14 protein-coding genes and 1 other RNA gene are annotated in these 14,443 nt (G+C 66.2%); 10 read left to right on the top strand and 5 right to left on the bottom strand.

What is annotated here, in order from left to right:
• Positions 1-7 precede the first annotated feature (7 nt).
• Both torA and torD read left to right on the top strand, forming a co-directional pair.
• Complete coding sequence (gene torA, locus LWH48_RS07865; RefSeq protein ID WP_232912146.1) at positions 8-2,506, top strand: trimethylamine-N-oxide reductase TorA; 2,499 nt, start codon at positions 8-10, stop codon at positions 2,504-2,506.
• Positions 2,506-3,195 carry a molecular chaperone TorD gene (gene torD / locus LWH48_RS07860; protein ID WP_232912145.1) on the top strand — a complete coding sequence of 230 codons (690 nt, stop codon included), beginning with the start codon at positions 2,506-2,508 and terminating at the stop codon, positions 3,193-3,195. Before torA ends, torD begins: the two co-directional genes overlap by 1 nt.
• Positions 3,196-3,268: 73 nt before the next feature.
• On the opposite strand, the gene ssrA is transcribed toward torD, so the two are convergent.
• Positions 3,269-3,649, bottom strand: a transfer-messenger RNA (tmRNA) gene (gene ssrA, locus LWH48_RS07855).
• A gap of 40 nt (positions 3,650-3,689) precedes the next feature.
• Positions 3,690-4,181 carry an SsrA-binding protein SmpB gene (smpB, locus tag LWH48_RS07850; protein WP_161430112.1) on the bottom strand — a complete coding sequence of 164 codons (492 nt, stop codon included), beginning with the start codon at positions 4,179-4,181 and terminating at the stop codon, positions 3,690-3,692.
• Between the two features lie 127 nt (positions 4,182-4,308).
• Between smpB and LWH48_RS07845 the strand changes: the two genes are divergently transcribed.
• Positions 4,309-4,743: a type II toxin-antitoxin system RatA family toxin gene (locus tag LWH48_RS07845; RefSeq protein WP_161430113.1), complete on the top strand. Its 435-nt coding sequence runs from the start codon at positions 4,309-4,311 to the stop codon at positions 4,741-4,743.
• Positions 4,744-4,746: 3 nt separating this feature from the next.
• Entirely contained in the window at positions 4,747-5,043 is a 297-nt protein-coding gene (locus tag LWH48_RS07840) for an RnfH family protein (RefSeq protein WP_232912144.1), read from the top strand.
• A gap of 42 nt (positions 5,044-5,085) precedes the next feature.
• Here LWH48_RS07840 and LWH48_RS07835 read toward each other — a convergent pair whose 3' ends face one another.
• A complete protein-coding gene (locus LWH48_RS07835; protein ID WP_232912143.1) occupies positions 5,086-5,511 on the bottom strand; it encodes an outer membrane protein assembly factor BamE in 426 nt (141 codons plus the stop codon).
• A gap of 72 nt (positions 5,512-5,583) precedes the next feature.
• Between LWH48_RS07835 and fur the strand changes: the two genes are divergently transcribed.
• On the top strand, positions 5,584-6,030 hold the full coding sequence (fur, locus tag LWH48_RS07830) for a ferric iron uptake transcriptional regulator (RefSeq protein WP_161430116.1): 447 nt from the start codon (positions 5,584-5,586) through the stop codon (positions 6,028-6,030).
• A gap of 88 nt (positions 6,031-6,118) precedes the next feature.
• Here fur and recN read toward each other — a convergent pair whose 3' ends face one another.
• The gene (recN, locus tag LWH48_RS07825; protein WP_232912142.1) at positions 6,119-7,792 is read right to left on the bottom strand and encodes a DNA repair protein RecN; all 1,674 of its coding nucleotides are present in this window, start codon (positions 7,790-7,792) and stop codon (positions 6,119-6,121) included.
• Between the two features lie 241 nt (positions 7,793-8,033).
• Here recN and grpE point away from each other — a divergent pair, with 241 nt between their 5' ends.
• The 3 genes from grpE to dnaJ all read left to right on the top strand — a co-directional run bounded on the left by grpE (position 8,034) and on the right by dnaJ (position 11,975).
• Positions 8,034-8,663, top strand: coding sequence for a nucleotide exchange factor GrpE (grpE, locus tag LWH48_RS07820; RefSeq protein ID WP_161430118.1), 630 nt, complete (start codon positions 8,034-8,036; stop codon positions 8,661-8,663).
• Between the two features lie 124 nt (positions 8,664-8,787).
• On the top strand, positions 8,788-10,719 hold the full coding sequence (gene dnaK, locus LWH48_RS07815) for a molecular chaperone DnaK (protein ID WP_232912141.1): 1,932 nt from the start codon (positions 8,788-8,790) through the stop codon (positions 10,717-10,719).
• Positions 10,720-10,823: 104 nt separating this feature from the next.
• Positions 10,824-11,975, top strand: coding sequence for a molecular chaperone DnaJ (gene dnaJ, locus LWH48_RS07810; RefSeq protein WP_232912140.1), 1,152 nt, complete (start codon positions 10,824-10,826; stop codon positions 11,973-11,975).
• A gap of 84 nt (positions 11,976-12,059) precedes the next feature.
• Here the strand turns inward: dnaJ and LWH48_RS07805 are convergent, their stop codons facing one another.
• Positions 12,060-13,016 carry an HNH endonuclease gene (locus LWH48_RS07805; RefSeq protein WP_232912139.1) on the bottom strand — a complete coding sequence of 319 codons (957 nt, stop codon included), beginning with the start codon at positions 13,014-13,016 and terminating at the stop codon, positions 12,060-12,062.
• A 182-nt stretch (positions 13,017-13,198) separates the two neighbouring features.
• Between LWH48_RS07805 and LWH48_RS07800 the strand changes: the two genes are divergently transcribed.
• Together LWH48_RS07800 and LWH48_RS07795 are read left to right on the top strand one after the other, a co-directional pair.
• Positions 13,199-13,477, top strand: a complete 279-nt coding sequence (locus tag LWH48_RS07800) for a DUF2218 domain-containing protein (RefSeq protein ID WP_161430122.1) — start codon at positions 13,199-13,201, stop codon at positions 13,475-13,477.
• On the top strand, positions 13,474-14,382 hold the full coding sequence (locus LWH48_RS07795; RefSeq protein WP_232912138.1) for a DMT family transporter: 909 nt from the start codon (positions 13,474-13,476) through the stop codon (positions 14,380-14,382). The genes LWH48_RS07800 and LWH48_RS07795 overlap by 4 nt, the downstream gene beginning before the upstream one ends.
• Positions 14,383-14,443 lie beyond the last annotated feature (61 nt).

The following is a 14,443-nucleotide window of genomic DNA, read 5'->3' as shown; positions in this document are numbered from 1 at the left end:
AGCTCTCATGACTATCAGCCGTAGAAGTTTCCTCAAGGGGGCCATGGCCGGCTCCGCTGCCTCGCTGATCGGCCCCGGGCTACTCACCAGCACCGCCGCTGCCGGGGTGACCGAGCAGGGCGTCTGGAAGACGGCCGGCTCCCACTGGGGCGCCATGAATGCCCTGGTGAAGGGGGGCAAGGTGGCCGAGGTGAAGCCGTTCGGTGCCGACCAGTACCCCACCGAGATGCTCAACGGCATCAAGGGATTGATCTACAACCCGTCGCGCATCCGCTATCCGATGGTGCGCCTGGAGTGGCTGAAGAATCGCCACAACGGCGACCGCACCACCCGGGGCGACAACCGCTTCGTGCGGCTGACCTGGGATGCGGCCCTCGATCTCTTCCACGAGGAGCTGGAGCGCATCCAGACCGACTACGGCCCCTGGGCGCTTTATGCCGGGGCCACCGGCTGGCGGCAGACGGGGCAGGTGCACAGCTGCGGCAACCATATGCAGCGTGCGGTGGCCATGCATGGCGACTTCGTCAAGAAGGTGGGGGATTACTCCACAGGCGCCGGGCAGGTGATCCTGCCCTACGTGCTGGGCTCCACCGAGGTCTACAGCCAGGGCACCTCCTGGCCGCTGATCCTGGAGAACAGCAAGACGGTGGTGCTGTGGGGCAACGATCCCTACAAGAACCTGCAGGTGGGATGGAACTGCGAGACCCACGAGTCCTACGCCTATCTGGAGCAGCTCAAGGCCAAGGTGGCGGAGGGCAGCATCCGGGTGATCAGTGTGGACCCGGTGCGCACCAAGACCCAGAAGTACCTCGACTGCGAGCAGCTCTACATCAACCCGATGACCGACGTGGCCTTCATGCTCGCCATGGCGCACACCCTCTACAACGAGGAGCTGTACAGCCAGGAGTTCATCGACGCCTACGCGCTGGGCTTCGATGACTTCATCGCCTATGTCCAGGGCGAGGACGAGGATGGTGTAGTCAAGACGCCGGAGTGGGCCGAAGGCATCTGTGGCGTTCCCGCCGAGCAGATACGCGAGTTCGCTCGCCTGCTGGCTGCCGACCGCACCCAGCTGCTGTTCGGCTGGGCCATACAGCGCCAGCAGCACGGCGAGCAGCCCTACTGGATGGGGGCCGTACTGGCGACCATGCTGGGACAGATCGGCCTTCCCGGTGGCGGTATCAGCTATGGTCACCACTACAGCTCCATCGGCGTACCCTCCTCCGGGGCGAGTGCGCCTGGTGCCTTCCCGCGCAACGTGGATGCCGGCAAGACCCCGGTGCATGAAAACAGCGACTTCCAGGGGGCCGCCTCGACCATCCCGGTGGCGCGCTGGATCGACTGCCTGCTCAACCCGGGGGAGACGATCCAGTACAACGGCGCCGACGTGACCTTCCCGGATATTCGCATGTGCGTCTTCAGCGGCTGCAACCCCTGGCATCATCACCAGGACCACAACCGCATGAAGAAGGCGTTCCACAAGCTCGAGACGGTGGTTTCCATCGACTACGCCTGGAATGCCACCTGCCGCTTCTCCGATCTGGTGCTGCCGGCCTGCACCCAGTTCGAGCGCAACGATATCGACATCTACGGCTCCTACTCCAACCGCGGTGTGCTGGCCATGCACAAGCTGGTGGACCCGCTGTTCCACTCGCGCAGCGACTTCGACATCTTCACCGACCTGTGCCGTCGCTTCGGGCGTGATGATGAGTATCGCCAGGGCCTGGACGAGATGGGCTGGGTCAAGAAGCTCTACGACGAGTGTCGCGAGGCGAACAAGTCCTTCAGCCCTGCGCCGGGAGGCGACCAGTCCACCTCCTCCATGCCGGAGTTCGCGGAGTTCTGGAAGGAAGGGTATGTCGACTTCGGCCCCGGGGAGAACTGGGTACGCCACGCCGACTTCCGGGAGGCTCCCGAGGTCAATGCGCTGGGCACCCCCTCAGGCTTTATCGAGATCTCCAGTCGCAAGATTGCCCGCTACGGCTACGATGACTGCCGCGGCTACCCGACCTGGATGGAGAAGGCGGAGCGCTCCCATGGGGGGCCCAACTCCGACCGCTACCCGCTGTGGCTTCAGTCGGTGCACCCCGACAAGCGGCTCCACTCCCAGATGTGTGAGTCCGAGGAGCTGCGTGCCACCTATGCGGTGCAGGGGCGCGAGCCGATCTTCATCAGCCCGCAGGATGCAGCGGAGCGCGGCATCCAGGACGGTGACCTGGTTCGGGCCTACAACGATCGCGGGCAGCTGCTGGCCGGGGCGGTGGTATCCGATGACTTTCCGCCCGGGGTGGTGCGTATCCAGGAGGGGGCCTGGTACGGGCCGGTGGGGCCGGAGATCGGCGCCCTGGACACCTACGGTGATCCCAACACACTGACCCTCGACGTGGGCACCTCCAAGCTGGCCCAGGCACCGAGCGCCAACACCTGCATCGTGGAGATCGAACGCTTCGAGGGCGAAGCCCCAGCGGTGACGGCCTTCGGCGGGCCGACCATGGTGGAGATATGATGGAGCCAACCTCGTCCCCGACCGCTACCCGTCCGGAGGTGGGTGGCGGTTTGCCAGTCGACTGGGAGTCGGAGGTCCTGGTCTGCCGTTGGCTGGCAACCCTGCTCGGCAGCGAGCTGGATGACGCCTCGCTGGAGCGTTATCGCCAGGGTGAGGCCACCCCCTTCCTCGACTACCTGGGCGATGCCCATGGCATATCCAGTGACGTGACGCGCCTTGCCGAGGCGCTGTCACGGCTGGTGATGTTCACGACTCCCCAACTGGAGCTGGCGGCCGACTTTGCCGAGCTCTTCCTGGCAGATGCGCGCAGCGGAGCGCCGCCCTATGCCTCCCTGTATGAAGGCAACAAGGAGGGCTTTCACGGTGAGGCGGCGGGGCGCATGGAAGAGCGTCTCTCCGCCGCGGGGTATGCGGTCCGACGCGAGGTGAGCGAGCCTGCCGACCATCTTGCCGTGATGCTCGACTACCTTGCCACACGCCTGCAGATGCTGGCCGAGGCGGAGGGCTTAGCACGAGAGTCGCTGCGCTTGGATATCGGGGCATTCCTGGAGCATGAGTTGTGCAGCTGGCTGCCGCAACTGGTGACGCGAAGCACCGCTGTGAGGACGGCCAGCGATTTCTATCCGGCGCTGCTGGCGCTGACCGATGGCTACTGTCGCAGCCTGGCAGGGCGTGTAAGGTCGGCGTGAAGGTCCAGGACGTCGCAGAGATATTGATTGGCAAAGAAAAAGGCGCCCTAAGGCGCCTGATTCTTTTGGGGTTTGGTGGAGGCGGCGGGAATTGAACCCGCGTCCGCCAGCACGCGCCCATTGGCTCTACATGCTTAGATTCCGTTTTTTGATTTAACGCCTCTGGCTCCAACGGTCAGGATCCAGCGACGCGATTCCTCTTAAGTTTAACGACCGGCATGAGGACGCTACCGATCGCGATCCCATCATTCTTGGCTCGTATCCCCTCCGTGATGAATGGGCACATCACTTCGGGGCCGGACTAGAAGCTAACAGCTATTAAGCTGCCAGCGCGCCCTGAGCGTAGTTGTCGTCGTTTGCGACTATTTAGTCGTGATGTTGGATTTACGAGATACATCACGCTCTCGGCATGCACCGCAGGGGTTGTCACCGGCGTCGAAACCATGTCGCCCCCTCAATCGGCATCCTAACAGGATGTCCGAGCTTATGACAGATCAGCCACGGTTTTGTTCCCGCATGATGCGTCCCTTCTGACGCTGCCAGTCGCGATCCTTCTCGGTGGCGCGCTTGTCATGCAGCTTCTTGCCGGTCACCAGCGCCAGTTCGCACTTCACCCGGTTGCCCTTCCAGTAGAGCTTGAGCGGCACGCAGGTGTGGCCCTTGTCCTGGGTGCGCGAGAAGATCCTGGCGATCTCCTTTCTGTGCAGCAGCAGCTTGCGGGTGCGCGTGGGGTCAGCCACCTCGTGGGTGCTGGCGGTGTTGAGCGGCAGGATATGGCTGCCCAGCAGCCATGCCTCGCCGTTCTTGACCAGGATATAGGTGTCGGTCAGCTGGGCCTTGCCCGCACGCAGGCTCTTGACCTCCCAGCCAGCCAGCACCAGGCCAGCCTCGAAGGTCTCTTCGATGTGGTATTCGAAGCGCGCCTTCTTGTTCAAGGCGATGACGTTGCTGCCTGGGCCCTTGCCCTTGGCTTTCTTGTTGGCCATGAAACCTCGTATCGTGTCCTTGCCTGTGGCGGCTCCCTCCGAGATGGGGGGAAGCGTGGTACCATTCAAGGCCTGAAATGACGGCCCATGATACGCCCTGGGCACCGTGAAGTCAGCGAGGAGCGCAATGCCAACGGTCAACCGAACCGCCATGGTGCGGCATACCCCCCAGGAGATGTTCGATCTGGTCAACGATTTCGAACGCTATCCGGAGTTCCTGCCGGGCTGCCGCCGCGCCCGCCTGGTGGAGCGCGACGAGTCGCACCTGATCGGCGAGATGACCCTGGGGCGGGCCGGCATCGAGCAGAGCATCATGACCCGCAACGACCTGATCGAACCCGAGCGCATCGAGATGTCGCTGGTCAGCGGCCCCTTCAAGCGCCTGCGCGGCCGCTGGCTGTTCACGGCGATGGGTGAGGATGCCTGCAAGGTGAGCCTGGAGATGGAATTCGAGTTCGCCAATCGCTTGCTCGGCATGGCCTTCGGCAAGCTCTTCCAGCAGGTCGCCGGGCAGCTGGTCGACTCCTTTACACGCCGCGCCAACGACCTCTACGGGAACTGAGGGATGGCCGAGATCGCGATCGAGGTGGCCTTTGCCCTCCCGGAAAAGCAGCGGATCATCAGCCTGCGGGTGCCGCTGGGCACCACCGCCCGCGAGGCCGTGGCGCTGGCCGATCTGCCGTCACACTTCCCCGAGCTGCCCGCCGACACCTTCAGCGACCCCAACCTGGGCCTGTTCGGCAAGCGCCTTCGCGAGCCGGGGGCCCATCGCCTGCGCGCGGGTGACCGGGTCGAGGTCTACCGCGGGTTGATCATCGACCCCAAGGCGGCGCGTCTGGCGCGGGCCGGCACCAGACGCTGACGCCCCGCCGGGCAGGAGCGCGGGGGGCAGTGCGAGCGGGTATCAGCGCTGGTCGGCGGGTGCCGCGTTGGGCGTCACCAGCGGCGTAGTGGTGCCACCCTCCGGCAGCGGGCCGCCTTCGCTCTGGCGCATCTCGATCGCCTCATCGAGGTCGCCCTCGCGCTGGATATCCACCAGGCGGTTGCCGTCGAAGGTCAGGGTCACGCGGCGGCGTTCGATGTCCTCGTAGGCCTTGTCCAGATAGAAGACGTAGTCCCACTGGCTGGCGTCGAAGGGCGCCTCCAGCAGCGGGCTGCCCATCACATAGACGACGTCGTCGCGAGTCATGCCCGTCCGCAGCTGCTCGACCATCTCGGCAGTCACCAGGTTGCCCTGGGGGATGTCGCGCTTGTAGACGCCGAAGTAGCTGCAGCCGCTGGCCATCAGCAGGGCGGCGGTAAGGGTGACGATTCTGGTCAACTTTTGCATTTGCGCCTGTTCTTCACTATCGTGGTTTCGGTCGATCATACCCGACCCTACCTGATACTGCGAAGAGCAACCATGGCCGACCAGAACCATGAATTACGCAAGGCCGGTCTGAAGGTGACCCTGCCCCGCGTGAAGATCCTGCAGATCCTGGAAAACGCCCAGGGCGAGCATCACATGAGCGCCGAGGATGTCTACAAGACGCTGCTCGATGCCGGCGAGGATGTAGGCCTGGCCACCGTCTACCGGGTCCTGACCCAGTTCGAGACCGCGGGCCTGGTGGTGCGTCACAACTTCGACGGCGGCCACGCCGTATTCGAGATCTCCCAGGAGGAGCACCACGACCATATGGTGTGCCTGGAGAGCGGCGAGATCGTCGAGTTCTTCGACGAGGTGATCGAGCGTCGCCAGCAGGAGATCGCCGAGGAGCATGGCTACGAGCTCGTCGATCACGCCCTGGTGCTCTATGTGCGCCCGCGTGGCTCCAGCGTGACCCGCCAGGACGGCCCGCCGCGCAAGTAGCCGGCAGCGCCAGCCAGCAGCATGACGGCCCCGATCATCGATCGGGGCCGTCGTCGTTTGGGGGCATCGTATGGGGTGATGGCAGGCCCTAGTGGTGGGGGCGCTGGCTGGCGTCGAGCATCTCCCGGGCATGGGCGAGGGTGCGGTCGGAGAGATTGACCCCGCCCAGCATGCGCGCCAGCTCGCCCACGCGGCCGGCCTCGTCGAGCAGCGCCATGCGGGTCAGTGTGGTATCGCCCTCGGCCTGCTTCTCGATATGCAGGTGGCGGTGGGCCTGGGCCGCCACCTGGGGCAGGTGGGTCACGGTCATCACCTGGCCCTGCTCGCCGAGCCGGCGCAGCAGCTGACCGACGATTTCGGCGGTGGCGCCGGAGACCCCCACGTCGACCTCGTCGAACACCAGGCTGGGAATGGTGGAGTGGCGGGCCGCCACCACCTGGATCGCCAGGCTGATGCGTGACAGCTCGCCGCCCGAGGCGACCTTTGCCAGTGGGCGTGCCGGCTGGCCGGGGTTGGCACTGATCAGGAAGCGCACCGCGTCGAGCCCCTCGGCGGCGGGCGCCTCGCGCTCGCTGACTTCCACCTCGAAGCGCGCCTTGCCCATGGCCAGGAAGGCGAGCTGCTCCTGCACCGCCTCGCCGAAGCGGCCGGCGGCCTGGCGGCGGGCCTCGCCCACCTCCCGGGCCAGGCGCTTCCACGCCTCGCGCAGCGCCTCGACCTCGGCGGAGAGGGTGTCTAGGTCCTGGTCGCCCTCTTCCAGTGTCGCCAGTTCGGCCTGCAGGCGCTGATGTAGGGCCGGCAGCTCCTCGGGCATCACGTGGTGCTTGCGCGCCAGGCGGTGTACGTCGCCCAGGCGCTCGTCTACCCAGGCCAGGCGTTCCGGGTCGAGCTCGGTGTCCGCGGCGAGGTGGGAGAGCTCCCGGGCTGCCTCCTCGACCTGGATGCGCGCCTCGCCGAGCATGGCCAGCGCCTCGCCCAGGCGCCCACGCTCGCAGCCGGGCAGCGCCTCGAGGCGGCCGATCGCCTGGGTGAGCAGGCTGATGGCGCCACCCTCGTCATTGTCGCAGCACTCGCTGGCGAACTGCGTCTCGCGCAGGCGCTCCTCGGCGTGGGCCAGCTCCTCCTGCTCCTCCTCCAGGGTCTTCAGCTCACCCTCGGCGAGGCCCAGCTGGTCGAGCTCCTCCACCTGGTAGCGCACCAGCTGGCGGCGGGCGTTCAGCTCGTCGCCATCCTCGGCCAGGCGCTTGAGCCGGCGGCGAGCGGCCTGCCAGGCGCGGAAGGTCACGGCCATCTCGGCCACCGCCTCGCGGTGACCGGCGAAGTCGTCGAGCAGCCGCAGATGGGTCTCCTCGCGCAACAGCTGCTGGTGGGCGTGCTGGCCATGTACCTCGATCAGGTGCTCGCCCAGGGCGCGCAGGTCGGCCACGGTGGCCGGCTGGCCATTGATCCACGCCTTGGAGCGTCCGCTGGCACTGACCACCCGCCGCAGCAGGCAGTCGTCGTCGGGCAGCTCCCGGGCGGCCAGCCAGGCACGAGCCTGGGGCAGGTCGGCGATATCGAAGCGAGCGGAGAGGTCGGCGCGATCGCGGCCGTGGCGCACGCTGGCGGCATCGGCGCGCTCACCCAGGCACAGGCCCAGGGCACCGAGCAGGATTGACTTGCCGGCGCCGGTCTCGCCGGTGATGGCGGTCATGCCGCCGGCGAGTTCCAGCTCGAGATGGTCGACGATGGCGAAGTCGCGAATGGCAAGTTCCGTGAGCATGTTGCCTCCCCGGTCGGGCCTGTTATCGGGCACCTGTTCATTCATACATAATGTGAGTGTTTATACAGTAGTCCAGGATTTCCGACAATGCACGGCAGGCTCGTCTCGCCCGATGCCTTGAGTTCCGCGACGACGTCCCCATATAGCGGGCATAACCGTTTCATGTCCACATTCATCATCTTGCATCGGCGGCCCTTGGCCGCCGCATCTGAATTTCACAGAAGAGCTTCAGGAGAGACCCATGGCCAAAGATCCCCAGACCCCGCTGGACGAGGAGCTCAAGCGCCAGGAGGAAGAGGCGGAGCCCCAGGCCGAGCCGCAGCCCGTGGAGGGTGAGCTGGAGGAGGTTGCCGAGGCCGCCGATCAGGCGGAGCAGGCCGCAGCGTCCGGCGACAATCCCGAGGCCGAGGTTCTGGCCGCACGCGTCGAGGAGCTCGAGCAGAGCGTGGCCGAGGCCAAGGACCAGGCGCTGCGCGCCGCCGCCGAGGCACAGAACGTGCGCCGCCGCGCCGAGCAGGAGGCCGAGAAGGCCCGCAAATTCGCGCTGGAGAAGTTCGTCAAGGAGCTGCTGCCGGTGGTCGACAGCCTGGAGAAGGCGCTCGAGGCGATGTCAGATGAGGCCAGCGAGGCCCACCTGGAGGGGGTCTCCATGACCCTCAAGATGCAGCTCGACGTGCTCGGCAAGTTCGGCGTCGAGGTGGTGGACCCCGCCGGCGAGCCCTTCGACCCGCAGTACCACGAGGCCATGGCCATGGTGCCCAACCCTGAACTCGACCCCAACAGCGTGATGGAGGTGGTTCAGAAGGGCTACCTGCTCAACGGCCGCCTGGTGCGCCCGGCCATGGTGGTGGTCAGCCAGGCCGCCGGCTGAACGGCAACAATTCCGGGGCGCGGGGCTTGAAATGCTTCCCGCGGCCCCCAGATAGATGGCAACTCCGCGGCGAAGGCCGCTGAACACGACTCCTGAATACATCACACGACTTCGAGGATTTCCTATGGGACGCATCATCGGAATTGACCTTGGCACCACCAACTCTTGCGTGGCCGTGCTCGACGGCGACAGCGCCAAGGTGATCGAGAACGCCGAGGGTACCCGCACTACGCCCTCCATCATCGCCTACACCGAGGACGGTGAGACCCTGGTGGGCCAGGCGGCCAAGCGCCAGGCGGTCACCAACCCCGAGAACACCCTGTACGCCATCAAGCGTCTGATCGGTCGTCGCTTCAAGGACGACGTCGTCCAGAAGGACATCAAGATGGTGCCCTACACCATCACCGAGGCAGACAATGGTGACGCCTGGGTCGAGGTGAAGGGCAAGAAGCTGGCACCGCCCCAGGTCAGCGCCGAAGTGCTGAAGAAGATGAAGAAGACCGCGGAAGACTACCTGGGTGAGGAAGTCACCGAGGCGGTCATCACCGTGCCGGCCTACTTCAACGACAGCCAGCGCCAGGCGACCAAGGACGCGGGCCGCATCGCCGGCCTCGAGGTCAAGCGCATCATCAACGAGCCCACCGCGGCGGCGCTGGCCTACGGCATGGACAAGTCGCGCGGCGACAAGACCATCGCGGTCTATGACCTGGGCGGCGGCACCTTCGACATCTCCATCATCGAAGTGGCCGACGTCGACGGCGAGACCCAGTTCGAGGTGCTGGCCACCAACGGCGACACCTTCCTGGGTGGCGAGGACTTCGACCTGGCGCTGATCAACTACCTGGTCGATCAGTTCAAGAGCGACAGCGGTATCGACCTCTCCGGCGACAACCTGGCCATGCAGCGCCTCAAGGAAGCCGCCGAGAAGGCCAAGATCGAGCTCTCCAGCGCCCAGCAGACCGACGTCAACCTGCCGTACATCACGGCTGACAACACCGGTCCCAAGCACCTCAACGTCAAGGTGACCCGCGCCAAGCTGGAGTCGCTGGTCGAGGAGCTGGTCAAGCGCTCCCTCGAGCCGTGCAAGACCGCGCTCAAGGATGCCGGCCTCTCCGCCTCCGAGATCGATGACGTGATCCTGGTCGGCGGCCAGACCCGCATGCCTATGGTGCAGAAGTCCGTGGCCGACTTCTTCGGCAAGGACGCCCGCAAGGACGTCAACCCGGATGAAGCCGTGGCCGTGGGCGCAGCGATCCAGGGCGGCGTGCTGGGCGGCGACGTCAAGGACGTGCTGCTGCTCGACGTCACCCCGCTGACCCTGGGCATCGAGACCCTGGGCGGCGTGATGACCCCGCTGATCGAGAAGAACACCACCATCCCGACCAAGAAGACCCAGACCTTCTCGACCGCGGATGACAACCAGACCGCCGTGACCATCCACGTGCTGCAGGGCGAGCGCAAGCAGGCGGGCGGCAACAAGTCGCTGGGCCGCTTCGACCTGGCCGACATTCCGCCGGCACCGCGCGGCGTGCCGCAGATCGAGGTCGCCTTCGACCTGGACGCCAACGGCATCCTCAACGTGTCCGCCAAGGACAAGGCCACCGGCAAGGAGCAGTCCATCGTCATCAAGGCCTCCAGCGGCCTCTCCGACGACGAGATCGAGCAGATGGTCCGCGACGCCGAGGCCCACGCCGACGAGGACAAGAAGTTCGAGGAGCTGGTGCAGCTGCGCAACCAGGCCGACGGCATGGTCCACGCCGCACGCAAGACCGTGGAAGAGGCCGGCGAGCACGCCAGCGACGAGGAGAAGGAAGCCATCGAGAGCGCCGCCAAGGAGCTCGAGGAGGCGATCAAGGGGGATGACAAGGACGACATCCAGGCCAAGCTCGACAAGCTGACCGAGGCCTCCGGCAACCTGGCGCAGAAGATGTATGCCGCCCAGGCCGAGGCCGGCCAGCAGCCTGGTGGCGAAGCCGGCGACGCCGGTGCCAAGCCGGAAGATGACGTGGTCGACGCCGAGTATGAAGAAGTCAACGACGACCAGAAGAAGCAGTAAACCACGCATCTGAACTACGCATCTAAGCCATGGATGACACCAGCGCGGGGGCCTGACTCCCGCGTTGGTGTTTCCGAGGGACCGCGACGGAGGCGGACAGACCCATGTCCAAACGCGACTATTACGAGGTACTGGGCGTAGAGCGCGGTGCCGATACCAAAGAGATCAAGAAGGCCTACCGCCGGCTCGCCCAGAAGTTTCACCCCGACCGTAACCCGGATGACGAGAGTGCGGCGGAGAAGTTTCGCGAGGTCTCCGAGGCCTACGAGGTGCTCAGCGACAGCGAGAAGCGTGCCGCCTACGACCAGTTCGGCCATGCCGGTGTGGATGGCCAGGCCGGTGGCTTCGGCGGTGGTGGCTTCGGTGGCGCCGGGGCCGGTGGCTTCAGCGATATCTTCGGCGATGTGTTCGGCGATATCTTCGGCGGCGGTGGTGGCCGGCGGCATCCCAACGCCCCGGCCCGGGGCAGTGACCTGCGCTACAACCTCGAGCTCGACCTCGAGGACGCCGTGGCCGGCACCAGCGTGGATATCCGTGTGCCGCGCCACGTGGAGTGTGAGCGCTGCGACGGCGACGGCGCCGAGCCGGGCTCCAGCAAGGAGACCTGCCCGACCTGTGGCGGTCACGGCCAGGTGCGCATGCAGCAGGGCTTCTTCGCCGTGCAGCAGACCTGCCCGACCTGCCATGGCTCCGGCCAGCACATCAAGGTGCCGTGTCACAAGTGCCACGGCGAGGGCCGGGTACGCGAGACCCGCACGCTGTCGGTGAAGATCCCTGCCGGCGTGGATACCGGCGACCGCATTCGCCTCAATGGCGAGGGTGAGGCCGGTATCAACGGTGGCCCGCCCGGGGATCTCTACGTGCAGGTGCACCTCAAGCCGCACCCGATCTTCCAGCGCGACGGCCGCAACCTGCAGTGCGAGGTGCCGATCAACTTCGTCGACGCAGCGCTCGGCGGCGAGCTGGAAGTGCCGACCCTGGGTGGCCGGGTCAAGCTGAAGATCCCGCCCGAGACCCAGACCGGCAAGCTCTTCCGCCTGCGTGGCAAGGGCGTCAAGCCGGTGCGCGGCGGCGCCCCGGGCGACCTGATCTGCAAGGTGGTGGTCGAGACCCCGGTGAAGCTCAAGGAGGAGCAGAAGGAGCTGCTTCGCCAGTTCCAGGAGAGCCTGGGCGGCACCAACAGCGCCCACCACTCGCCCAAGAAGAGCGGCTTCTTCGACGGCGTGAAGAAGTTCTTCGAGGACATGAAGCCCTGACGCTATCACCCCAGCGGCATCGCTCCTCGAGGCGTTCCAGGAGACCCCGGCATCGCGAGATGCCGGGGTCTTCGTGTATGGGCCTCAGCGCTGCAGGTGTGCCAGGCGCCAGGCCAGCGCCTCTCGGTCGGGCTGCCAGCGCGGGTCGCGGGGCAGCACCAGTGGTTGTTCGTCGAGTTCGCACAGCCAGCGGCTGTCGGGCACCAGTGCATCCACCGTGGGGCTGACGTGCCAGCGATGATCCGGCCCCGGGGCGATCAGGTGGTTGTCCATGGCCCAGTGCAGGTTGGGTGTGAGTGCCACGCCGTTGCTGGGGCGGTCATCCTGGCTCTCGGCGAAGGGCACGAGGTGAGCCGCCTCCACCAGGTAGCGGTAGTCGGGGGTGATATAGCGTAGCCGGCTTGCTGCACAGCGGTAGTCATAGGCCTCCAGGACCAGCGAGCGGAAGGCGGCAGAGCGGGCCTTGGCCTGCTGAGGTGAAACCGGGCTTGAGCCCTTGAGTTGCTCCGGCGACTTCTCATAGGAGCCGCTGGCAAAGGCTTCGTCCAGGTAGTCATGCAGCTTCGCCTGGGTGTCCGGGCTCCATGCGAAATAGCGGGTGACCAGGTGTGCACCTGCTTCGCGGGCGGCCTGCTCGCTGCCGAGCCTCGCCAGCAGTTCCGGGTGCAGCCTGGCAGCGCCGAAGCGCTTGAGCAGCTGGTCGAGTGATCGCGGTGCACCCAGTTGGTCGACGACACCTGCCAGAGTGGGAGAAAGTTCGGGCTGCCAGAGTGAACCGGCTGCGCCGTCCGGCCCCTTGTCGCTGGCAAGAAACCACAGCGGCAACCAGGGCCGTGCTTCGTGGCGCGCGCCGGCTGCGAGCTCATACAGCTCGTGATAGCGGCTGACCAGACGAGTGTCGATGACTACCCGGGGCGAGGTGATATGCCCCGCCTGGATCTCGCAGAGGATGGCCAGCATCAGGCAGGGCTTGTTGGGGGCGGGGTTGCCTCGGCTATGCCCGACCCTCAGCCGTGTCAGGCAGCCAAGTGCATCGACCATGGCGCTCTCTCCTTCGTCCTTGAGTGGTGACGGCTCCCAACGTTACCACGCCGTCGGCAGGACGGGCCTCTCGCACAAAAGCGCAGAGGCGGTTCGCCAATGCTGTTGAAAGAAGCCGCTTGGCGGCGAGGGTGGTGTCGTCATAGTCTGGTAGTCCGACATTTCTGCAGGAGGAGAGCGCCATGCCCATTTCACGCGCCGAGCTGCACGCCGACGATGCGGCAGCCCTGATCGATCAGCTGTGCGAGCGCTGGTCGGACGCCAAGGAGGTGGACCGTTCCGCCGACCCGGTGCGGGTCGATTTCGAGAACGGCAGCTGCTATTTGCAGGCGCAGCCGGACAAGCTGCTGGTGGTGGTGGAGGCCGTCGATGACGAGAGTCACGACCAGCTGGAGGGCCAGGTGGATCACGCCCTGGATACCCTCAAGGGTGTCGAGCTGGATATCGTCTGGGAGGCGTGAGCCGAAGCGTTACCTCCCGCGGCGCCCACCTCGGCATGCTGCTGTGGGCGGCCCTGGTGGGGCTCTCCTTTCCCGTCGTGGGGCTGATGAGCGAGCTGCCGCCGCTTTTGCTCACCGCCCTGCGTTTCGCCATCGCCTGTGCCGGCCTCTTCGTGCTGGCCAGGCGCTCGCCTGACTTCCTGCCCCGGGGGCGGAGCCTCCCCCTATATGCGCTGATGGGGCTCTGCCTGGCCGGCTTTTTCTCGGCCATGTTCTGGGCCGCACACCACGCCACGCCGCTCTCCATGGCCACCCTCTTCGTCACGGTGCCGCTGCTGGCCTTCCTGCTGGGCTTGGGATTGCGGGTGGAGAGTCCAGGCTGGCGGCTGCCAGCGATCCTCGCCCTAGGGGCCATCGGCGCCCTGGGGCTGGCCGTCGCCGAGGCGTGGCAGCAAGGTGGCGGGCTGCGCTTCGGGATCGGCGAGGCGGTGTTCTTCGCCGGCTGTGTCGCCACGGCGCTCTATCCGGTGCTCAGCCGCTGGGGGCTGGCCAGTGGCCGCCTGCCGGAGTCGGCGGCGGTGCGCACCTTCTGGAGCCTGGGTCTGGGTGGCCTGCTGGTTGGCCTGGCGGGCCTTGTAATCGAGCCGGTGGGACGCCTGGCGGCCATGCGTGCCACGGACCTGGCGTTGCTGGTCTATCTGGGGCTCTGCTCCAGCGCCCTGACCTTCTGGCTGATGCAGCGGGCCACCGCGGTGCTCACCCCGGGGGTGGTCACCGCCTACGGCTATCTGGTGCCCTTCGTCTCCATGCTGCTGCTGTTCCTGCGTTCGCCGCAGCATATCGGCTGGGTATGGCTGCCGGGCAGCCTGATGGTGCTGATGGCGATGGCGCTGCTGATGCGTGGTGACGTCAGGGTGGGCGGCTGACGGCGGCTCGCCTCTGGTATACTGGTGTGCATTGTCGAGCCGCTATCGTTTCTAAAGGAGC

This window comes from Halomonas sp. G15 (assembly GCF_021282295.1).
In the GTDB taxonomy this organism is placed as follows: Bacteria; Pseudomonadota; Gammaproteobacteria; order Pseudomonadales; family Halomonadaceae; genus Halomonas; species Halomonas alimentaria.
Note: the sequence above shows the minus strand (reverse complement) of the source record. Positions and strands in the feature narration are given on the sequence as shown.